At 70.6% G+C, this 20,480-nt stretch carries 20 protein-coding genes and 1 tRNA gene; 18 read left to right on the top strand and 3 right to left on the bottom strand.

The window, feature by feature from the left end; translation table 11 throughout:
- Window positions 1-25 precede the first annotated feature (25 nt).
- A complete protein-coding gene (locus tag ACZ6S0_RS26325) occupies window positions 26-1,051 on the top strand; it encodes a glycoside hydrolase family 26 protein (RefSeq protein ID WP_465921972.1) in 1,026 nt (341 codons plus the stop codon).
- Here the strand turns inward: ACZ6S0_RS26325 and ACZ6S0_RS26320 are convergent.
- From ACZ6S0_RS26320 to ACZ6S0_RS26310, 3 genes are all read right to left on the bottom strand, one after another.
- Complete coding sequence (locus tag ACZ6S0_RS26320; protein WP_465921971.1) at window positions 996-1,877, bottom strand: sulfite exporter TauE/SafE family protein; 882 nt, start codon at window positions 1,875-1,877, stop codon at window positions 996-998. The genes ACZ6S0_RS26325 and ACZ6S0_RS26320 overlap by 56 nt on opposite strands.
- Window positions 1,874-3,088 (bottom strand): adenylyl-sulfate kinase, encoded by a 1,215-nt coding sequence (cysC, locus tag ACZ6S0_RS26315; protein WP_465921970.1) that lies wholly within the window; start codon window positions 3,086-3,088, stop codon window positions 1,874-1,876. Before cysC ends, ACZ6S0_RS26320 begins: the two co-directional genes overlap by 4 nt.
- Before the next feature lie 147 nt (window positions 3,089-3,235).
- The gene (locus tag ACZ6S0_RS26310) at window positions 3,236-3,955 is read right to left on the bottom strand and encodes a class I SAM-dependent methyltransferase (RefSeq protein ID WP_465921969.1); all 720 of its coding nucleotides are present in this window, start codon (window positions 3,953-3,955) and stop codon (window positions 3,236-3,238) included.
- A gap of 62 nt (window positions 3,956-4,017) precedes the next feature.
- Here ACZ6S0_RS26310 and ACZ6S0_RS26305 point away from each other — a divergent pair, with 62 nt between their 5' ends.
- The 17 genes from ACZ6S0_RS26305 (at window position 4,018) to ACZ6S0_RS26225 (ending at window position 20,443) form a co-directional block, all read left to right on the top strand.
- A complete protein-coding gene (locus ACZ6S0_RS26305) occupies window positions 4,018-4,446 on the top strand; it encodes a cupin domain-containing protein (RefSeq protein ID WP_465921968.1) in 429 nt (142 codons plus the stop codon).
- A gap of 154 nt (window positions 4,447-4,600) precedes the next feature.
- Window positions 4,601-8,089 (top strand): transcription-repair coupling factor, encoded by a 3,489-nt coding sequence (gene mfd / locus ACZ6S0_RS26300; protein ID WP_465921967.1) that lies wholly within the window; start codon window positions 4,601-4,603, stop codon window positions 8,087-8,089.
- A 30-nt stretch (window positions 8,090-8,119) separates the two neighbouring features.
- Window positions 8,120-8,722 (top strand): SurA N-terminal domain-containing protein, encoded by a 603-nt coding sequence (locus ACZ6S0_RS26295; protein ID WP_465921966.1) that lies wholly within the window; start codon window positions 8,120-8,122, stop codon window positions 8,720-8,722.
- A gap of 3 nt (window positions 8,723-8,725) precedes the next feature.
- Window positions 8,726-9,676, top strand: coding sequence for a nucleoside triphosphate pyrophosphohydrolase (locus ACZ6S0_RS26290; RefSeq protein ID WP_465921965.1), 951 nt, complete (start codon window positions 8,726-8,728; stop codon window positions 9,674-9,676).
- Window positions 9,677-9,799: 123 nt separating this feature from the next.
- On the top strand, window positions 9,800-11,077 hold the full coding sequence (gene eno / locus ACZ6S0_RS26285) for a phosphopyruvate hydratase (protein ID WP_465921964.1): 1,278 nt from the start codon (window positions 9,800-9,802) through the stop codon (window positions 11,075-11,077).
- A gap of 65 nt (window positions 11,078-11,142) precedes the next feature.
- Window positions 11,143-11,559 (top strand): FtsB family cell division protein, encoded by a 417-nt coding sequence (locus ACZ6S0_RS26280; RefSeq protein ID WP_465921963.1) that lies wholly within the window; start codon window positions 11,143-11,145, stop codon window positions 11,557-11,559.
- Complete coding sequence (locus tag ACZ6S0_RS26275) at window positions 11,549-12,037, top strand: DUF501 domain-containing protein (RefSeq protein ID WP_465921962.1); 489 nt, start codon at window positions 11,549-11,551, stop codon at window positions 12,035-12,037. Before ACZ6S0_RS26280 ends, ACZ6S0_RS26275 begins: the two co-directional genes overlap by 11 nt.
- A complete protein-coding gene (locus ACZ6S0_RS26270) occupies window positions 12,028-13,005 on the top strand; it encodes a Ppx/GppA phosphatase family protein (RefSeq protein ID WP_465921961.1) in 978 nt (325 codons plus the stop codon). Before ACZ6S0_RS26275 ends, ACZ6S0_RS26270 begins: the two co-directional genes overlap by 10 nt.
- Before the next feature lie 168 nt (window positions 13,006-13,173).
- Window positions 13,174-14,355, top strand: coding sequence for a hypothetical protein (locus ACZ6S0_RS26265; protein WP_465921960.1), 1,182 nt, complete (start codon window positions 13,174-13,176; stop codon window positions 14,353-14,355).
- A gap of 374 nt (window positions 14,356-14,729) precedes the next feature.
- Window positions 14,730-15,524, top strand: coding sequence for a uracil-DNA glycosylase (locus tag ACZ6S0_RS26260; protein ID WP_465921959.1), 795 nt, complete (start codon window positions 14,730-14,732; stop codon window positions 15,522-15,524).
- A 93-nt stretch (window positions 15,525-15,617) separates the two neighbouring features.
- Window positions 15,618-16,934, top strand: coding sequence for an NAD(P)/FAD-dependent oxidoreductase (locus ACZ6S0_RS26255; protein WP_465921958.1), 1,317 nt, complete (start codon window positions 15,618-15,620; stop codon window positions 16,932-16,934).
- Window positions 16,935-17,014: 80 nt separating this feature from the next.
- Window positions 17,015-17,527 (top strand): glycine cleavage system transcriptional repressor, encoded by a 513-nt coding sequence (locus ACZ6S0_RS26250; protein WP_344880641.1) that lies wholly within the window; start codon window positions 17,015-17,017, stop codon window positions 17,525-17,527.
- Window positions 17,524-18,075, top strand: a complete 552-nt coding sequence (locus ACZ6S0_RS26245; protein ID WP_465921957.1) for a peptide deformylase — start codon at window positions 17,524-17,526, stop codon at window positions 18,073-18,075. Before ACZ6S0_RS26250 ends, ACZ6S0_RS26245 begins: the two co-directional genes overlap by 4 nt.
- 49 nt (window positions 18,076-18,124) lie before the next feature.
- Window positions 18,125-18,197 (top strand) — tRNA-Leu (locus tag ACZ6S0_RS26240).
- Between the two features lie 585 nt (window positions 18,198-18,782).
- Window positions 18,783-19,577: a Bax inhibitor-1/YccA family protein gene (locus tag ACZ6S0_RS26235; protein WP_465921956.1), complete on the top strand. Its 795-nt coding sequence runs from the start codon at window positions 18,783-18,785 to the stop codon at window positions 19,575-19,577.
- A 168-nt stretch (window positions 19,578-19,745) separates the two neighbouring features.
- Window positions 19,746-19,979 (top strand): DUF4287 domain-containing protein, encoded by a 234-nt coding sequence (locus ACZ6S0_RS26230; protein ID WP_020545182.1) that lies wholly within the window; start codon window positions 19,746-19,748, stop codon window positions 19,977-19,979.
- 56 nt (window positions 19,980-20,035) lie between these two features.
- Window positions 20,036-20,443, top strand: a complete 408-nt coding sequence (locus tag ACZ6S0_RS26225; RefSeq protein ID WP_465921955.1) for a PPOX class F420-dependent oxidoreductase — start codon at window positions 20,036-20,038, stop codon at window positions 20,441-20,443.
- The last annotated feature ends 37 nt before the right edge of the window (window positions 20,444-20,480 follow it).

Raw genomic sequence — 20,480 nt, 5'->3', positions numbered from 1 at the left:
CTCCGCCCTGGCGACGTTGCTCGCCATGACGCCGGCCGCCTGCTCCACCGCCGAGGGCTCCCACCTGCGCCCCCTGGCCCAGGCTCCCGCGGCCGGCCAGGCCGCCGCCGGCTCGCCCGCCTGTACGGCCACCTCCAGGCTCATCCCGTCCTGCGGCGCCTGGTGGGGCCTGGCCCCTGAGGTCTTCACCGGCGCCCCGGTGGAGCAGGCGCTGCACGGCGCGGAGTCACGCATGGGCGCCGCGGCCGACGTGCTGCACGTCTACCACCGGGGCAGCGAGCTGTTCCCCACCGAGGCCGAGGTCAGGCTGGCCCGCGACCCGGCCAGGCCGCGGCTGCTCATGATCAACTGGAAGCCGTCGTTCGACCACACCTGGGCGGAGATCGCCGACGGCGCCCTCGACGCCCGGATCGACCGGCTGGCCGCCTACCTCAGGCGCACCTTCCCCGAGCGGTTCTTCCTCACCCTGCACCACGAGCCGGAGAACGACGTCGACGACTCCTCCGGCTCCGGCATGCGGGCCACCGACTACGCGGCCATGTTCCGGCACGTCGTGCTGCGGCTGCGGGCCGGGGGCGTGCGGAACGCCGTGGTGGTGATGACGTACATGGGGGCGCCCAACTGGGCGGCCGAGCCCTGGTTCGAAGACCTCTACCCGGGTGACGACGTGGTCGACTGGGTGGCGATGGACCCGTACGCCGACGACCGGGTGCAGGACTTCGACGGGCTCGTGAACAAGACGCGCAAGGAATACCCGGAGTGGCCGGGCTTCTACCGGTGGATGCAGGCCCGCTTTCCCGGCAAGCCGGTCATGGTGGCCGAGTGGGGCGTCTTCGAGAGGGAGCGCGACCGCTCGTTCAAGCGCCGGTTCTTCGAGTCGGTGCTGCGGCAGATCAAGCGCTATCCGCAGATCAAGGCGGTCCTGTACTTCGACTCGCCGCAGGCGCCGCGCGGCGACACCAGCTTCGACTCCGACCCGGGGGCCGACCGGGCGTTCAGCGAACTGGCTCGAGATCCGTACTTCCGCTCGACGCCCGTGCCGCGGCCCTGACCCGAAGGCGCCAGCCCACGACCGTGACCGCCGTGGCGGCGGCCAGCGCCCAGACGGTGAGCGTGGTGCTCACGTCGAGCAGCTTGAGCGCGGAGGCGAGCAGCACGATCGCCAGCATCGCCCTGATCAGGCCACCGGGGGCGCGCGAGGAGATCCGCGCGCCGAGGTAGACGCCCGGGATCGAGCCGACGAGCAGCGAGAGCGTCAGATCCATCCGGAAGTCGCCGAACAGCAGGTGGCCGAGCGCGGCGGCGGCGACCAGCGGCACGGCCTGCACCAGGTCGGTGCCGACGAGCTGGTTGGCCTTGAGCGCCGGATAGAGCACGAGCAGGGCCACGATGATCAGCGATCCCGAGCCCACGGACGAGACCCCCACCACCAGGCCGCCCACCGTACCGACCAGTAGGGTCGGAATTGGGCGTACGACGATGTCGCGCGCGCTCGACGCGCCGCCCCTCGCGCCGAGCAGGCCCTTCAGCGCCATGCCCGCCACGGCCAGCAGCAGGGCGACGCCCAGGGCGTACTTGACCGCGTCGGTGACCGCGAACGCCCTGGCCAGGAACACCCCGCAGAACGCCGCCGGCACCGACCCCACGCACAGCCAGCCGACCAGGCGCAGGTTGACGGTGCCGCGGCGCAGGTGGACGACGCTGCCGACCGGCTTCATCACGGCCGAGGCGACCAGGTCGCTGGAGACCGCGGCCAGCGGCGGGACGTTGAAGAACAACATCATCATCGGGGTCATCAGCGCCCCGCCGCCCATGCCGGTCAGCCCGACCACGACGGCGACCAGGAAGGAGCCGCCGATCAGCGCCCAGTCGATCAACGAATCCAGCCTCCGCCCCGCAACGTGTCCAGCACCCGCGACACGGCCGCCTCGATCGAGAGGTGCGTGGTGTCGATGACCAGGTCGGCGTCTTCCGGCTCCTCGTACGGGTCGGAGACGCCGGTGAACTCGGGGATGAGCCCGGCGCGGGCCTTGGCGTACAGGCCCTTGCGGTCGCGGCGCTCGCACTCCTCCAGCGGCGTGGCGACGTGCACGAGCAGGAAGTCGGCCCCCACCGACTCGACCATCTCGCGCACCTCCTCGCGGGTGGCCGCGTAGGGCGCGATCGGGGCGCAGACGGCCAGCCCGCCGTGCCGCGCGGCCTCGGCGGCCACGAAGCCGATGCGCCGGATGTTCAGGTCGCGGTCGGCCTTGGAGAAGGTCAGGCCCTTGGAGAGCAGGTGGCGCACCACGTCGCCGTCGAGGTAGGTCACCGAGCGGGTGCCCAGCTCCAGCAGCGCGTCGCGCAGGCCGCGGGCGATCGTGGACTTGCCGGAGCCGGACAGGCCGGTGAAGAAGACCACCAGGCCGCGGCGGTGCGGCGGGCCGGGGATGCGCACCGGCTCGGGGCCGGCCAGGTGCTCGGTCGCGCCGTAGGCGGTGGCGACGTGCTCGCGCAGCTCCAGGTCCAGCTCCGGCTCCTCGCGGGGCGCCAGGGGGACCGAGACCACGATCGTCCCCGCGGGGAGCTGCTCCTTGGCGCGCAGCGCGGCGCGTACGACGGCCGGACCGCCCTCGCCGTAGGAGAGGGGGAGCAGCAGGATCACCGCGTCCAGCTCTTTGGCGGTGGCGACGATCTCGGAGAGGTCGTCGAGCGGGCCGCGCATGGTCACTGCGAGCGCGGGACGGCCGCCCAGCTCACCGGCGACCTGGGCCGGGGTGCGCCGCAGCCGCGCGAACGGCCCGTGCTCGGGCGCGCCCAGGCCCTTGACCGTCCCGGCGGTCAGGCCGTCGGGCTCGTGGGCGGTCACGGTGAGCACGGCCAGCGGCAGACCCTCGGGGTCGAGCAGGGTGACCTCGTCGCCGGGGGAGAGGTCGGCGGGGACGCGGAGGGTGACGGGCGCGGGCCATGGGGTGCCGTCGGCGAGCGCGCCGCGCTCGTGCACGGCGTGCAGGTCGTCGTGGCCGAGGAACCCGGTCAGCGGCTCGAACGCCCCGGAGAGCAGCAGTTCGAGGTCGGCCAGCTCGCGCGGGTCGGGGGTCCACTCCACGTCTTTTGCATCCCAACTATTCCGATTGAATTGGTACGAAACGACCCTACCGACTGAGAACCAGTGTGCCGCCAGAGCGCGACCCCCACGACCGTCCCCCCTGCCTCCCCTGCCCCCTTCCGTGCCTCATGCGCCCGTGGCAGGGCGTCAGATCAGGCGGGCGAAGTGGTGCTGGGGCTTTCTGATGACCATGGTGATCTCGTCGTGGGAGGCGGGGAAGCGGCCGCTGGTCAGCTTGGACGCCACCGCGACGGCGGCCGCGCCGATCGCCCGGCCGCGGGCCGGGCCGCTGGTGTTGCGCTCGTCGTCGGTGATCATGAGGCCCCGGCTCAGGCAGAACTCGTGCAGGCCGTCGCTCGACGCCAGGGGCTCGTACACGGCGGGCAGCGGGCCAGGGGTGCCCGGCCTGACCAGCACCCGCCACAGCGGGCGGCGCAGCCACCAGGGCGTGACGCGGTCGAGCAGCCCGTAGGCCGAGCGCCGGTCGCGTACGCGCAGCAGCACCAGCCCGCCCGGACGCAACGACTGCAGCAGCCGGTCGAAGACCAGCTCCGCGTGCCGCACGCGCTCCAGCAGGAACGAGAGCTGGATGACGTCGAAGCCGCGCGGCGGCAGCGGCACCGAGCGCAGGTCGCCCAGCGACCAGGCGACCAGGTCGGCCCGCTCGCTCAGCGCCCTCCTGATCTCGGGGTGGTCCTCGTCGGCCCCGGTGGCCCTGATCTCGATGTGATCGAGCACCAGCGCCTCGCCGTGCGCGCACCCGGCGACCAGCACGTCGAGCCGCCTGATCGGCTGCCCGGCACAGTGCTCGCGGAGCCGTTCACCGAAGAGGTCGCCACTCTGGGCGACTGATCGCACCTCAGCCATGTGACCTACAGTAATCAACCGATCGGGATCAGTAATGCATTTCCCTGCTAGCGTCCTGGCCTGTGAGCGATCGGGTCTACGTGGGCAACGCCGGTGCGGACGCGGCGGGTGACCGCGGCTGGCTGCTCGGTCACTTCAAACCCCCCGGCGACCCGAGGCACAGCGACGACGTCGAGATCAAGTGGGGTGTGCACCCGCCGGGCGACGAGCGGGCGGAGTGGGTGAGGCACGAGCACCGCACCGCGCTGCTCGTGCTGATCGGCGGCCGGTTCCGGGTGGAGCTGCCGGGGCGCAGCGTGCTGCTGTCGGAGCCGGGCGACTACGTGGTGTGGGGCAGGGGCGTCGACCATTCGTGGCGGGCGGAGGAGGCGTCGACCGTGCTCACCGTGCGCTGGCCCTCGGTGCCCGGTTACTCCGTGCCCGATCCTGGTCACCCTGTGTCTGATCACCTTGGGCCTGATCACCGTGCGCCTGGTCACCCTGTCGCCTGATCTGCCCTGGGGCTGGACGCTCCGGGCCCGGTTGCTCAGGGTCTGGCCGCCGCGTCGGCTGAGGTCCGGTGGCGAGTAGGCTTGTGGGGACCCCCGTGACCTCATCTGGCCCGGGGGTGGTCGTGTTGCCGTCGTGGGGCTGTGGGCGTATCTGATGAGTCTTTCCGGACTACTTGACCTTGTTCGCGCCGACCCGAAACTGACCGCCGCTCTCGAAGAGGGCGGCGACGTCTCGCTGATCGCGCCGTCCGCGCTGCGTCCGTTCGGCGTGGCCGCGCTGGCCGGGCACGACCAGCGCACCGTGCTGGCCGTCACGGCGACGGGGCGCGAGGCCGAAGACCTGGCCGCCGCGCTGACGAGCCTGGTCGAGCCCGGTTCCGTGGCGGTCTTCCCGGCCTGGGAGACGCTTCCGCACGAGCGGCTCTCGCCGCGCAGCGACACCGTCGGGCAGCGGCTGGCGGTGCTGCGCCGGCTGGCCCACCCGGTCAAGGGCGACACCGCCGCCGGGCCGCTCAGCGTGATCGTGACGCCGGTCAGGGCCCTGCTGCAGCCCATCGTGAAGGGCCTGGGCGACCTCGAGCCCATCAGGCTGCGCGCCGGTGACGACGCCGACCTCGACGACGTCGTCCGCAACCTGGTCGACAACGGCTACCACCGAGTCGACATGGTGGAGAAGCGCGGCGAGGTGGCCGTGCGGGGCGGGCTGCTCGACGTGTTCCCGCCCACCGAGGAGCACCCGCTGCGGCTGGAGTTCTGGGGCGACACGGTCGAGGAGATCCGCTGGTTCAAGGTGGCCGACCAGCGCTCGCTGGAGGCGGCGGAAGACGGGCTGTTCGCGCCGCCGTGCCGGGAGCTGCTGCTGACCGGCGAAGTCCGTGCCCAGGCGCGCGAGCTGGCCGAGCAGCATCCCGCGCTGGCCGAGGTGCTCGACCAGCTCGCCGAGGGCACGCCGGTCGAGGGCATGGAGGCGTTCGCGCCCGTGCTGGCCGGGGAGATGGACCTGCTGCTCGACCACCTGCCCATCAGGTCCGCGGTGTTCGTGTGCGACCCCGAGCGGATCAGGGGGCGGGCCGAGGAGCTCGTACGCACCTCGCAGGAGTTCCTCGAAGCCTCCTGGATCAACGCCGCGGCCGGCGGCGAGGCCCCGATCGACCTGGGCGCGGCCGCGTTCCGCACGCTGGAGGAGATCCGCGACCACGCCGACGCGCTGGGCCAGCCGTGGTGGACGATGGCGCCCTTCGGCGCGGGGGCCGAGCTGGACGCGCAGGACTCCGAGGCGTACCGCGGCGACACCGCCAAGGCGCTGGCCGACATCAAGGGCTGGCTGGCCGACGACAAGGCCGTCGTGCTGCTCAGCGAGGGCCATGGCCCGGCCGAGCGCATGGTCGAGCTGCTCAAGGGCGTCGACGTGCCCGCCAGGCTCCAGCAGTACCTGGACAAGGCCCCCGAGCCCAAGGTCGTCCACGTCACGACCGGACTGATCGAGCACGGCTTCATCACGCCCACCCTGGCCGTGCTCACCCACCTCGACCTGGTCGGCCAGAAGGCGTCCACGAAAGACATGCGGCGCCTGCCCTCGCGCCGCCGCAACATGGTCGACCCGCTCCAGCTCAAGGTCGGCGACCACGTGGTGCACGAGCAGCACGGCGTGGGCCGCTACATCGAGATGGTCCAGCGCACGGTGCAGGGCGCGACCCGCGAATACCTCGTCATCGAGTACGCCAAGGGCGACCGCCTCTACGTGCCCACCGACCAGCTCGACGAGGTCACCCGCTACGTCGGCGGCGAGGCCCCCACGCTCAACCGCATGGGCGGCGCCGACTGGTCCAAGGCCAAGTCGCGGGCGAAGAAGGCGGTCAAGGAGATCGCCGGCGAGCTGATCAGGCTCTACTCCGCGCGCATGGCCTCGCCGGGACACGCGTTCGGGGACGACACGCCGTGGCAGCGGGAGATGGAGGACGCCTTCCCCTACGCGGAGACCGGCGACCAGCTCGAGGCCATCGACGAGGTCAAGCGCGACATGGAGCGCGGCGTCCCGATGGACCGGCTGATCTGCGGCGACGTCGGCTACGGCAAGACCGAGATCGCGGTGCGGGCGGCGTTCAAGGCGGTGCAGGACGGCAAGCAGGTCGCGGTGCTGGTGCCCACGACGCTGCTGGTGCAGCAGCACATGTCCACCTTCACCGAGCGCTTCTCCAGCTTCCCCGTCACGCTGAAGCCGGTCTCGCGTTTCCAGACCGACGGCGAGGTCAAGGGCACGCTCGAAGGGATCAGGTCGGGCGCGGTCGACGTGGTGATCGGCACGCACCGGCTGCTGAGCCCCGAGGTCAGGTTCAAGGACCTGGGGCTGATCATCATCGACGAGGAGCAGCGGTTCGGTGTCGAGCACAAGGAGGCCATGAAGCACCTGCGCACGCAGGTCGACGTGCTGGCCATGTCCGCCACCCCGATCCCGCGCACGCTGGAGATGGGGCTGACGGGCATCCGCGAGATGTCCACGATCCTCACGCCGCCGGAGGAGCGGCACCCGATCCTCACGTTCGTGGGCCCCTACGAGGAGAAGCAGATCGGCGCGGCGATCCGGCGCGAGCTGATGCGCGACGGCCAGATCTTCTTCGTGCACAACCGGGTGGCCTCGATCAACCGGGTCGCCGCGCGGCTGCGCGAGCTGGTGCCCGAGGCACGCATCGCGGTCGCGCACGGCCAGATGAACGAGCACCAGCTAGAGAAGATCATGGTGGGCTTCTGGGAACGCGAGTACGACCTGCTCGTCTCCACCACGATCGTCGAGTCGGGGCTCGACGTGCCCAACGCCAACACGCTGATCGTGGACCGGGCGGACAACTACGGCCTGTCCCAGCTCCACCAGCTCCGTGGCCGCGTCGGGCGGGGCAGGGAGCGCGGCTACGCCTACTTCCTCTACCCGCCGGAGAAGCCGCTCACCGAGACCGCCCACGAGCGGCTGGCCACGATCTCGCAGCACACCGAGATGGGCGCGGGCATGTACGTCGCGATGAAGGACCTGGAGATCCGCGGCGCGGGCAACGTGCTGGGCGCCGAGCAGTCCGGGTTCATCGCGGGCGTCGGCTTCGACCTGTACGTCCGGCTCATGTCCGAGGCGGTGCAGGAGCAGAAGGCCAAGCTGACAGGCGGCGAGGTGCAGCAGGAGCAGGCCGACGTCAAGGTCGAGCTGCCGATCAACGCCCACATCCCGCACGACTACGTGACCTCCGAGCGGCTGCGGCTGGAGGCGTACAGGCGGATCGCGGCCATCGCCGCCCCCGCCGACATCGACGAGGTGCGCGCGGAGCTGACAGACCGCTACGGCAGGCCGCCGGCCGAGGTGGAGAACCTGCTGGAGGTGGCCAGGTTCCGCATCAGGGCCCGCGCGGCCGGGCTCACCGACGTCACGCTGCAGGGGCAGAACATCAAGTTCGGCCCGGCCCGGTTGAGGGAGTCGCAGCAGGTCCGGCTCGACCGGCTGTACAAGAAGGCGATATACAAGCAGGCGGCGGAGACGCTGCTGGTGCCGGTGCCCAAGACCAAGCCGCTCGGCGGGCAGCCGTTGCGCGACCTCGACCTGCTCAAATGGTGCGGCGACCTGGTCGAGGCGATGTTCCTCGAGCCCGCCCGGGTAAGCTGACGGCGGTTTTCTGGTCGGAAAGGGACGTACGTGAAGTCGATACGAGTGGCTGTGGCCGTCGCGGCGGCGGCCGTGGCGCTGTCCGCCTGCTCCTCTCCCGTGCAGGCCGGGGCCGCGGCCGTGGTCGGGAACGAGCGCATCTCCATGAACAAGGTCAACACTGACACGCAGGCGTACCTGGCCGCGTTGAAGCAGAACAACCTGGACGAGTCGGCGCTCGGCGTGCCGGCCAGCCAGGCCGTGCTCCAGCGCCTGGTCAACGTGAGCATCGCCAAGCAGCTCATGACCCGCTACAAGGTGCAGGCGACCGAGACCGAGGTCGACGTGGTGCTCAAGGACCCCGGCCAGTTCGAGTCGCCCACGATCAACCTGCTGGCCAACGCCGTGCCGCCAGGCGACGCCCGCGACTACGGCCGGGCCATGGTGGGCCTGACGAAGCTGCAGCAGCAGTTCGGCGGCCAGGCGGGGCAGGAGCGGCTGGCCCAGGAGTTCAGCTCGATCAGGCCGATCTTCAACCCGCGTTACGGCGTGCTCAACCCGCAGCGCTCGCAGGAGAACCCGGCGCTGTTCGTCGACACCGGCAGGTTCGGCCGGCTCACCCAGCAGCCGCAGCCGCAGCCGCAGCAGGGCTGATCAGTGCCGCTGATCGTCGTCACCACCTCGCCCAGGGTCGCGCCGGGCCTGCTGAGCCACCCGGCCTGGCAGGCGCTGCGCTCGGGTCCCGTGCTGACCGGCTCCGCCGCTCACCCGCAGCTCCCCTACCTGGCCGAGGCCGGTGTCGAGGTCGAGGTCGTCGAGCCCGACCCGCGGGCGCTGGTCGCCCGCGCGGCCGGTGAGACCGTGGTGTGGCTGTCCGACCAGGACGGCGAGGACTTCATGCGCGCGGTCGGGCACGCGGCGGTCGCGCTCGCCGAGCCGCCGCCGATCGAGGTCGTGCCCGGCTCGTACGACCTGCCGGGGGCGCGGGTGCTCGACCTGGTCGCGGTGATGGACCGGCTGCGCACCGAGTGCCCGTGGGACCGGAAGCAGACGCACGAGTCGCTGGTGCCGTACCTGCTGGAAGAGGCGTACGAGGTGCTCGAGACCATCGAGCAGGGCGACTACCCGGCGCTCCGGGAGGAGCTCGGCGACCTGCTGCTGCAGGTGGTCTTCCACGCGCGGGTGGCCGAGGGCTTCGACATGGACGACGTGGCGGCCGGCATCGTCGACAAGCTCGTACGCCGCCACCCCCATGTGTTCGGCTCCGTACGGGCCGAGAGCGCCGACGAGGTCAGCGACAACTGGGACGCGATCAAGGCGGCGGAGCGGGCGGCCAAGGGCGCCGAGTCGGCGCTCGACGGGGTCCCCATGGGGCAGCCGGCGCTGTCGCTGGCCGCGCAGCTCCTGCGCAGGGCCGAGCGGGCGGGCGCCCCCGAGTCGCTGTCGGCCGCGGTCGGGCAGGGCGTGGCCAGGGAGCTGTTCGACCTGGTGCGCAGGGCCGCGCAGGGCGGGCTCGACGCCGAGGCGGAGCTGCGGGGGGCGGCGCGGGCGTACCGGGACCGGGTGCGCACGTGGGAGTCGTCGGACGGCTCCCAGTCCGGCGGCTGAGCCGGGCGCGGGCGGGCCCTCCGACGACCGGGACGGCGGCCCAGGTGGTGGGTGCAGTATCCGGGGGCGGGCGTACCGATAGGCTCTGATGGCATATTGCCTTTCGATTGAGGAGCGCATCCCGTGGCTACCATCGAGGTCGTATTCGCTCGTGAGATCCTCGACTCCCGGGGCAACCCGACGGTCGAGGTCGAGGTGGTGCTCGACGACGGCAGCACCGGCCGCGCGGCCGTACCGAGCGGGGCGTCCACCGGTCAGTTCGAGGCGGTCGAGCTGCGTGACGGCGGCAAGCGTTACGGCGGCAAGGGTGTGGAGAAGGCCGTCCTCGCCGTGACCGACGAGATCTTCGAGGAGATCAACGGGATCGAGGCCGAGGACCAGCGCATCATTGACCAGATCATGATCGACCTGGACCGCACGCCCAACAAGGCCAAGCTCGGCGCCAACGCCATCCTGGGCGTCTCGCTGGCCGTGGCCAAGGCCGCCGCCGACAGCGCCGACCTGCCGCTCTTCCGCTACCTCGGCGGCCCCAACGCCCACCTGCTGCCCGTGCCGATGATGAACATCCTCAACGGCGGCGCCCACGCCGACACCAACGTGGACATCCAGGAGTTCATGATCGCGCCGATCGGGGCGGAGACGTTCCGTGAGGCCGTACGCACCGGCACCGAGGTCTACCACGCGCTCAAGAGCGTGCTGAAGGAGAAGGGCTACGCCACCGGCCTGGGCGACGAGGGCGGCTTCGCGCCCAACCTGCCCTCCAACCGCGACGCGCTCGACCTGATCCTGGTCGCCGTCGAGCGGGCCGGCTACGTGCCGGGCGACGACATCGCGGTGGCGCTCGACGTGGCCGCCTCCGAGTTCCACAAGGACGGCGTCTACACCATCGACGGCAAGGGCCTGCAGGCGCCGGAGCTGATCGCGTTCTACGAGGACCTGGTCGCCAACTACCCGCTCGTCTCCATCGAAGACCCGCTCGACGAGGACGACTGGGAGGGCTGGAAGGCCATCACCGCCTCGCTCGGCGACAAGGTGCAGCTCGTCGGCGACGACCTGTTCGTGACCAACCCCGAGCGGCTCCAGCGCGGCATCGACGAGGGCGCGGCCAACGCCCTGCTGGTCAAGGTCAACCAGATCGGCACGCTGTCGGAGACGCTCGACGCCGTCGACCTGGCCCACCGCAGCGGCTACCGCTGCATGATGAGCCACCGCTCGGGCGAGACCGAGGACACGACGATCGCCGACCTGGCCGTGGCGGTCAACTGCGGGCAGATCAAGACCGGCGCCCCGGCCCGCTCCGAGCGGGTGGCCAAGTACAACCAGCTCCTGCGCATCGAGGAACTCCTCGATGACGCCGCCCGCTACGCGGGTCGCGGCGCTTTCCCGCGTTTTCGGCGCTAGTTTCGAGTACGGCTCGCGGCGCCCCGAATCCTGCCGCGAGCCGCACTTGAGGGGGTGTGCAGCAATTGGCGAAAAGGCCGCAGCTCACCGGGCGGGCCGCCATTCTGGCCATCGTGGTGTGCGCGATCGCGATGAGCCTGGCCTACCCTGTGCGCGAGTACATCAGCCTGCGCCGCAGCCTCTCCGAGCTGCGCGCGGAGAAGGCCAGGGTCGAGGCGGAGAAGCAGTCCCTGCTGGTCCGCGACCGGCAGAGCAACGACCCCAACTGGATCAAGAAGACCGCCAAGGAACGCCTGCACTACTGCGGGCCGGGCGAGAAGTGCTACGTGGTGATGGAGCCCCAGCAGGGCAAGGCACAGGCGGCCGTGAAGCAGCAGGCCCAGGTGCCGCCGTGGTACGAGACGCTCTGGGAGTCGGTGGAGGCCGCCGACAAGGGCACCGGCCGCAGGGCCGTGACGGGGAAGGAAAGCGTTGGACAGTAAGGACGCCGAGGTCGTCGAGAAGCAGCTCGGCCGGCCGCCCCGAGGGTTGCGCGGGGTGGCGCACCGCTGCCCGTGCGGCAACCCCGACGTGGTGGAGACCGCGCCGCGCCTGCCCGACGGCTCGCCGTTCCCGACCCTCTACTACCTGACCTGCCCCAAGGCGGCCTCGGCCATCGGCACGCTGGAGGGCTCGGGCCTGATGCGCGAGATGCAGGCCAGGCTGGCCACCGAGCCCGACCTGGCGGCCGCCTACCGGGCCGCCCACGACGACTACGTGGCCAGGCGCGACCGGGTCGCCCAGGAAGAGGGCCTGGCCCCGCTGCCGCGCGACATGCAGAGCACGGGCGGCATGCCGCAGCGGGTCAAGTGCCTGCACGCGCTCGTGGCGCACGAGCTGGCGGCGCCGGGGGCCAATCCGTTCGGCCGGGAGGCGCTCGACGCCCTCCCCGATTGGTGGGGTGACGGACCATGCGTGTAGCCGCCGTCGACTGCGGCACCAACTCCGTACGCCTGCTCGTCGCCGATCTCGGCGACGAGCCCGGCGGGGGCGAGCCTGGTGGGGGCGAGCTGGCTGACGTCGAGCGGCGGATGGAGATCGTCCGCCTCGGTCAGGGCGTCGACCGTACCGGCAGGCTCGCGCCGGAGGCGCTGGAGCGCACGTTCCTGGCCATGCGCGGCTACCAGGAGCTGATCGAGCGGCACGGCGCCACCGCCACGCGCGTGGTGGCCACGAGCGCGACGAGAGACGCGGCCAACCGGCAGGAGTTCGTCGACGGCGTCCGGAAGATCTTCGGGGTGGAGCCCGAGGTGGTGTCGGGGGCCGAGGAGGCCGAGCTGTCGTTCGTGGGCGCCACCAGGGGGCTGGCGCGCCTGTCGCCGGAGACCGCGAAGGCGCCTGGCCCGGTTCCGCCCTACCTGGTGGTGGACATCGGCGGCGGCTCCACCGAGTTCGTGGTCGGCACCGAGCACGCCCAGGCGGCGCTGTCGGTCGACATCGGCTGTGTCCGCCTGACCGAGCGCCACCTGCGCGACGCCGGAGACCCGCCGTCGGCGCCGGCCCTGGAGGCCGTGGTGGCCGACGTCGAGGCGGCGCTCGACCGGGTCGAGGCGGAGGTCCCCGTCCGGCGGGCGCGCACGCTGGTGGGCCTGGCGGGCTCGGTGACGACGGTCGCGGGCATCGCGCTCGGCCTGCCCGCGTACGACTCGACGCGCATCCACCACTCGCGCATCTCGGCAGCGGAGATCCACGACGTGACGCGGCGGCTGCTCGGGATGACCCACAGTGAGCGTGCCCAGGTCCCCGTGATGCATCCGGGGCGGGTTGACGTGATTGGCGCCGGCGCGCTAATTCTTGACCGTATCGTCCGCCGTTTCGCGTTTCCCCAGGTCATCGTGAGCGAACATGACATCCTCGATGGAATGGCCTGGTCACTCGCCGGTAACTGAAGAAATCCGGACATTTCCGATCTACTGATCGTCTTGAGCGTGCAAACGCTATTGTGCTTAGGTAAAGGGGCATTACGGGGGCTTTGCCATATCGCTGTGCGCGGAAGGCGCTGGCGTGGCGACCGTTCCCGAGCGCGCCTCTTCCCTCACGGAATGGAGCACTCTCACATGATGTCTGTTGGGTTAGCACGTAAGGCCGCCGCGTTCGGCGCTTCGGCCGCGGTGCTGGCGACAATGGCCGCCGCTCTGGTCGCGGGCCCCGCCCAGGCGGCCACCTCGGCGACGGCCTCGACGGCGACGGCCGCCAAGGCGAAGTCGACGTCGAAGTCGGCGTCCAAGGTCTCGGTGTCCACGCCGACGGCCTCCACCCGTAATTACGAGGGCGGCTGCCCGGTCAAGGTCAACTTCTCGGCCAAGGTCAAGGTGGCGCTCAAGGGCAAGACGGAGCTGGCCTACCGCTGGCTCCACGGTGACGGGTCCAAGAGCAAGGTCAAGGTGGTCAAGCTCTCGGGCAAGGGCACCAAGACGGTGACGGTCAGGCAGTCGATCACCTTCGACGAGGACGTCAAGGGCTGGGAGGCCCTCCAGGTCCTCGGTCCGAAGAAGGTCACCTCGAAGAAGGGCTACTTCTCCGTCTCCTGCCAGGAGCCGCTCAAGGAGGCGCGTACGCACCTCGACGTCTCGGTGAAGGCCCGCGCGTGGGCCAGCCCCAGCTCGTACGTCGGCCCCTGCACCCCCGGCGACAAGATCGACTTCGTCGGCGTGATCCAGGCCAACCGCCCGACGTGGGTGCGTTACCGCTGGGTTCTCAACGGTGACGTCGTCGACTACGGCAAGGTCAAGGTCTACGACACGCGCAAGGTGGACTTCGGCATCTCGCCGCGGTACAGCCAGCGCGGCTGGGCGCAGCTCCAGATCATCAGCCCCGACGGCACCTCCTCCAACCGGGCCTACTACAAGGTCTGGTGCAAGGACAGCGGCCCGGAGTACCCCACCACCAAGGTGACCGCCAGCATCACGACGCCGAGCAGCACCAACTGCCGGGTCGCCGCTGACGGTTTCATCCACGCGACCGGCAAGGGCAAGGTGCGTTACACCTGGTCCGTGAACGGCAAGTCGGTCAGAAGCGGTGAGGTCTACTTCGACGGCAAGGGCACGCAGGGCATCTCCGGGATCTCGGTCCCGGTGTCCGGCGCGGACACCAGCGGCGGTACCGTCTCGCTGGCGATCACCGGCCCCGACAACGGCGACACGGCCACCAGGTCCTACGCCGCTTGCCAGGACCCGACCCCGACCCCGACCCCCACGCCGACGAAGACCGCTTCCCCGACCGCCGCGCCGACTCCCTGAGCGGCACGACCTGGTCGGTTGAAGACACCGGTCGGCTTGGACGTCGATCGACCGGACGCGGGTGATCGGTCGAAGACGTAGATCGGATGAACCGGGTGGCACCTTCGGGCGCCACCCGGTTTTTCGTGCCACGACGCCACCTTCCACCGGCGCCCGAACCACGCGGACGGCAGCCGCCGCCCCCCCTCGGCGCCAGGAGCGCCGGGGCCGAGGGCGGTGCGGGGTTGGGGGCCCAGGCGGGCCCGAAGAGGCGCGGGGGCAAGGCCCAGGGGTGTCAGGCCGAGGAGGCGTGGGGGCGAGGGCCAGGGGTGCCGGGGCCGTGGAGGTGCGGGATCGGGCCGAGGCGGTGGGGCCGATCGGGCACCATCGGTGTCATGAGCTTCGTACCTCCTGGCACCGGCTGGCCCGGCGACCCCGCGACCGCCGAGACCCCGGTCGCGCTCGACCCCGCCGACGTGCGCCGCCTCGCCGCCGCCTGTGGGACGCTCGCGGAGCTGACGGCCGAGCAGTCCGTCTGCCGCGCGTGCCCGCGCCTGGTGACGTGGCGCGAGGAGGTCGCCCAGGTCAAGCGGCGGGCGTTCGCGGACGAGACGTACTGGGGCCGCCCCGTCCCCGGCTGGGGCGCCGAGCGGCCGTCGATCCTGCTGGTCGGCCTGGCCCCGGCCGCCCACGGCGGCAACAGGACCGGGCGCATCTTCACCGGCGACCGCAGCGGCGACTGGCTGTTCGCCTCGCTCCACCGCAGCGGCCTGGCCACGCAGGAGACCAGCACCCACGCGGGCGACGGCCAGAAGCTGCTCGGCACCCGCGTGCTGGCCTCGGTACGCTGCGCCCCGCCCGCCAACAAGCCCACGCCGGAGGAGAAGGCCGCCTGCTTCCCGTGGATGGCGCGGGAGATGGCCCTGGTCGCGCCGACCGTACGGGTGGTGGTGGCGCTCGGCGGGTACGCCTGGCAGGCCATGTGGCCCGCGCTCAAGGACGCCGGTTACACGCTGCCGCGCAGCCGCCCGGCCTTCGGCCACGGGGTCGAGGTGGAGGTCCGCCACGGCGGGTCGCCCGTCACGCTCATCGGCTGCTACCACCCCAGCCAGCAGAACACCTTCACCGGCCGCGTCACCGCCCAGATGCTGGACGAGATCTTCACCAGGGCCGGAGCACTGGCTGTGTGACGCGTTGCACCACCCCGGGATTGGCCTCATCAAGAGCGCTTGCCGTAAGCTTGTGAATGCTTTCACAAGCACCACGAGGGATGGGGCCTCAGGATGAACAAGCACATCTTGATCGTCGGCGGCGGATACGTCGGCCTGTACACAGCGCTCCGGCTGCAGCGCAAGCTCCACCGGGAGCTGCGCGCCGGCGAAGTCCGCATCACGATCATCGACCCCCAGTCCTACATGACCTACCAGCCGTTCTTGCCTGAGGCGGCGGCGGGTAACCTCTCGCCCCGCCACGTGGTGGCTCCGCTCCGGCGGATCCTCTCCAAGGTGCGCATACTCAACGGAACGGTCACCAAGATCGACCACTCGGCGCGCACCGTCACGTTCCAGCCCGCCGAGGGCGACGCCCGCCAGGTGGCCTACGACGTGATCGTGATGGCCGCCGGGTCGATCTCCCGTACGCTGCCCATTCCCGGGCTCACCGACATCGGCATCGGCTTCAAGACCGTCGGGGAGGCGATCGCGCTGCGCAACCGCGTACTGCACCTGCTCGACGTGGCCGAGTCGACCGACGACCCGGAGGTGCGGCGCAGGGCGCTGACGTTCGTGGTGGTGGGGGCCGGGTTCGCGGGCGTGGAGGCGCTCGCCGAGCTGGAGGACATGGCCAAGCACTCCACCCGCTACTACCGCAACCTCACGCCGTCGGACATCCGCTGGGTGCTCGTGGAGGCCACGAACCGGGTGCTGCCCGAGGTCGGCCCCGAGATGGGCAGGTGGACGCTGGAGCAACTGCGCGAGCGCGGCATCGAGGTCAAGCTGGAGACGCGCCTGAACTCCTGCGAGGGCGGGCACGTGGTGCTGTCGGACGGCTCGGAGTTCGACGCGGAGACGCTCGTGTGGACCGCGGGGGTCAAGCCCAGCCCCGTGGTCAACGACGGCGACCTGCCGCTCGACGAGCGCGGCCGGATCAAGACCACCGCCAAGCTGTCCGTGGTCGGCACCCCGGGGGCCTTCGCGGCGGGCGACGCCGCCGGAGTGCCGGACGTGACGAACCCCGGACAGTACTGCGCGCCCAACGCCCAGCACGCGGTCCGTCAGGCGAAGGTGCTGGCCGACAACATCGTCCGGTACCTGCGCGGACAGGAACTGGCTGAATACCGCCACAAGTATGTCGGATCGGTGGCCGGTCTCGGCCTGCACCAAGGCGTCGCCAATGTCTATGGCCTCAAGCTTCGCGGATTCCCTGCGTGGTTCATGCACCGGACCTACCATCTGTCGCGGGTGCCGACGCTGAACCGCAAGGTCCGTGTCGTCGTCGATTGGACGCTGGCCCTGTTCTTCAAGAGGGAGACGATCTCACTGGGTGAGATGGAGCACCCGCGCGAGGGCTTCAGGGCCGCGGTGGCGACGACTCGCCGCTAGCCCAGGTACGGCAGCGCCCCGGCGGTCCTCCGCCGGGGCTCTTTCGGCGCCCCTGGTCGCAAGCGGAAGGGGTACCACGGGTGGGTCTCACAGCGGTGACCGTGCTCGGCGTCGACCGGCCTGGCGTCATCGCCGCAGTAACCGGTTCGCTCGCCGACTGCGGGGCGAACATCCAGGACTCGACCATGACGTTGCTCGGCGGCCACGTCGCGATGATGTTGCTCGTCTCCGGCGAGCTGGACTCCGGCGAGCTGATGAAGCGCCTCGGCGCGCCCGACCTGGTGGTCAGCGCCTCGGCCATCGAGGCCCGCCGCCACTTCTGCGACGACGGCGGTGGGCTGGGCTACGTCCTGACCGTGCACGGCCCCGACCGGCCGGGCATCATCTCGGGCATCAGCGCGGTCCTGGCGGAGGACGGCGGGAACATCACCGGCATGAGCACCAGGCTCAGCGGACGCCTCTACGTGCTGATCGCCGACGTCGAGCTGCCGAAGGACGTGGACGTGGCGGCGCTCATGCGCCGGCTGGCGGCCGTCGGCGCGAGCCTGGCCTCGGACATCACCTTCCGGCCCGTCGAACCGGATCTGCTGTGACCCGTCCCACCGGTGCGCCCGCCGGATCACCTGCCGGTGGGGTGGCGCGGGCGGTGCTCGGGGCCCCGCACCCCCTCCTGTCCGCGGTGGCCGAGCCGGTGGAGCCGACCGCCCCCGAAGTCGTGGCCGCGGCGGCGGACCTGCTGGCCACGTTGCGCCGCACGCCCGCCACAAGCGGCCTGGCGGCCCCCCAGATCGGCCTGAGCTGGCGTCTGATCGCCTTTGACGCCGGGAGCCACCGTAGGAGCCGGTCGTGGGCCGGAGAGCTCGTGGTGGCCAATCCACGGCTCGCCGGCGCGGCCGACTGGGAGGACGGGCGCGAGGGGTGCGCGTCCGTGCCGGGGCTCACGGCCGACGTACGCCGTGCGGGCCGTATCACCGTACATGGGCATTTGCCAGGCACCGGCGAGGCGGTCACGATCGAAGCGGATGCCTTCGAAGCACGCTGCATTCAGCACCAACTGGACCATCTGGACGGTCTACTCTTCTTGGGCAGAGTCCCCGGAGCGCTATCACTTCACCGCAGACTTCACACTTGTGGCGCCTGATGCGAAGTTGTGCTCCTCGGAAGCATGGTCTGTTTCGTATGATTGCGGCGCCCCCGTAGCCCAATGGCAGAGGCAAACCCCTTAAAAGGGTTGACGTGCGGGTTCGAATCCCGCCGGGGGCACTTGCCATCTTCATTGTCTTTAGGTCGCTGACCTGGAGGTTTACCGCAAGCTCGCGACAGGGCCGTCCAGCCGATATCGAGTTGTTACGGATTTGTTCTGTCACCGTGCGATCACGCCTGGTGGAGGGCCGGTGGCGGACCGGCTGAGGGCGTCGCGGGGCACCCGAGTAAGCTCTACCGGGCGGCTCCGGGACACAACCTGGTGTTCGCCCGCTCGAAAACATTTCGTGCTCCTGTCGATATTGACAAGCCGATGGTTCTCTGCCTTCTCCGCGCTTTGCGGGAGTTTCTTTCTGTGAATGGATGACTACGCTTTACAACCGGTCTTTTCGCGGCGGGTAATGGCGATAGTCGCCTTCGTGCCCGAAGGTGCACGTCGGGGAGCGGGCCGGGGCGACGGGCGGGTGCGCGGGGCCGGCCGGGCGGCGGGGGAGCAAGATTCTTCCCTTCGCGGATGACCAAGGGAACTCGCCGGTGGGCATGTTCGTTGGGAACGGAGCCGAGGTCCCGAATGAGCATCGGTCTGAGCGTCAGATGACCATGGTGACGCCGCGCCCCGTAGGCTCGGCGTCACAGGAGGCAGCGATGGAGAGCAAGAACCCCGTATTCAGCAGGTCGCGGCAGCAGGCCGCGACGGGCTGGGCCGGTCCCAACCCGTCCCCGGACCAGTTGCAGAACATGTACGACGCCCCGTCGTACGCACCCCCGTCCCGGCCGGCGTTCCGGACCATGACGCTCGACGACGTCGTGGTGCGAGGGTTCCTGACCCTCGGGGCGCTTGTCGTGGCTGCTGCCGCGGCCTGGATCCTCGACGTGCCGCCGATGGTCGCCATCGGAGCGGCCGTGGTCGCGCTGATCCTGGGCCTGATCGCCTCGTTCACGATGAGCACCAACCCGGCGCTCATCCTGGCGTACGCGGTGTTCGAGGGTGTCTTCCTGGGCAAGATCAGCTCGGTCTTCGAGGGGATGATCAGCGGCATCGTGCTCCAGGCGGTGCTGGGCACGGCGTTCGCGTTCGGCGCGGTGCTGACCGTCTACTCCCTGCGCATCGTCCGCGTCACACCCAAGCTGGTGAAGTTCACCGTGGCCGCCGCGATCGCGGCGCTCGGCCTGATGCTGGTCAACCTGCTCGTCGGCCTGTTCAACGACGGCGGCCTCGGCCTGCGCACCGACAGCCCGCTCGGGTGGATCTTCAGCATCGCCATGATCCTGCTCGGCTGCTTCTTCCTGCTGCTCGACTTCGACTCGATCGAGCAGGGCGTCAAGCAGGGCGCGCCGGAGAAGTTCGCCTGGCAGTGCGCCTTCGGGCTGACGCTGAGCCTGGTGTGGATCTACCTCGAGGTGCTGCGGTTCGTCAGCTATTTCAGCAGTAGCGACTGACCGTTCAGCGTCGCGTAACCCCGGAGGGCCTCGCCGTTCAGGCGGGGCCCTCTCGCTGTGCGACCGAAAATCTACCCGCCGTCACGAAATGATGCCGGGCCCAGGGGTTGCCATTCGCACGTCCGTGTTGCAGTGTCAAGCAAAGGACCCCAATTCGCGGAGGTGCCCATGTCCTTGAACCACTCACCGGAGACGCAGACGAAGCTCATCGCAAGAGTCCCGACGATCACGGGACGCGAACTCCCAGAGTGGTTTCAAGCCATCGACAACGGCCCGGCCTTCCTGAGGTGCGCCGAGCGGGCCAACTGGCTCGCCGACGAGCACGGGCTGACCCACGGCTACGCCGCCGCCATCGTCCACGAGCACGAGCGGCACCGCCGTAACCGCATGGGCTTCATCTAGGCCCAAACCCGTCCCCCGCGCCCGTGCCCCCAGCACGGGCGCGTCATCATGAGGGCATGGATCTCGACAAGGCTCTCGGCTTTCTCCGCGAAAACCACCACGCCGTCCTGCTGACCCGCCACGGCGACGGGCGTCCGCAGATGTCACCGGTCACGGCAGGGGTGCAGGACGGGCACGTGGTGATCAGCACCAGGGAGACGGCGGTCAAGGTGCGCAACGTCCGCCGCGATCCGCAGGTGTCCCTGTGCGTCTTCACCGACCGGTTCTTCGGCGAGTGGATCCAGGTGGACGGCACCGCGGAGCTGGTCCCCCTGCCCGACGCCATGGAGGCGCTGGTCACCTACTACCGGGACATCTCAGGCGAGCACCCCGACTGGGACGACTACCGCGCCGCCATGATCCGCGACCGGCGCGTCATCATGCGCATCACGCCCGCCCACGCGGGCCCTGACCGCCACGGCTGAGCCGCCCCCACCCCAGTGCGGGGGCAAGGGCGGAACC

Source organism: Nonomuraea sp. NPDC051298, from assembly GCF_055586305.1.
This window is presented reverse-complemented; position numbering and strand designations above follow the sequence as displayed.

Excerpts from the sequence above, each read along its gene's own strand:
- ACZ6S0_RS26225 (WP_465921955.1), top strand. The coding sequence starts at position 20,036 with ATGGATCTCGACAAGGCTCTCGGCTTTCTCCGCGAAAACCACCACGCC.
- ACZ6S0_RS26265 (WP_465921960.1), top strand. The coding sequence starts at position 13,174 with ATGATGTCTGTTGGGTTAGCACGTAAGGCCGCCGCGTTCGGCGCTTCG.
- ACZ6S0_RS26230 (WP_020545182.1), top strand. The coding sequence starts at position 19,746 with ATGTCCTTGAACCACTCACCGGAGACGCAGACGAAGCTCATCGCAAGA.
- ACZ6S0_RS26255 (WP_465921958.1), top strand. The coding sequence starts at position 15,618 with ATGAACAAGCACATCTTGATCGTCGGCGGCGGATACGTCGGCCTGTAC.
- mfd (WP_465921967.1), top strand. The coding sequence starts at position 4,601 with ATGAGTCTTTCCGGACTACTTGACCTTGTTCGCGCCGACCCGAAACTG.
- ACZ6S0_RS26235 (WP_465921956.1), top strand. The coding sequence starts at position 18,783 with ATGGAGAGCAAGAACCCCGTATTCAGCAGGTCGCGGCAGCAGGCCGCG.
- ACZ6S0_RS26260 (WP_465921959.1), top strand. The coding sequence starts at position 14,730 with ATGAGCTTCGTACCTCCTGGCACCGGCTGGCCCGGCGACCCCGCGACC.
- ACZ6S0_RS26270 (WP_465921961.1), top strand. The coding sequence starts at position 12,028 with ATGCGTGTAGCCGCCGTCGACTGCGGCACCAACTCCGTACGCCTGCTC.
- ACZ6S0_RS26310 (WP_465921969.1), bottom strand. The coding sequence starts at position 3,955 with ATGGCTGAGGTGCGATCAGTCGCCCAGAGTGGCGACCTCTTCGGTGAA.
- ACZ6S0_RS26325 (WP_465921972.1), top strand. The coding sequence starts at position 26 with ATGACGCCGGCCGCCTGCTCCACCGCCGAGGGCTCCCACCTGCGCCCC.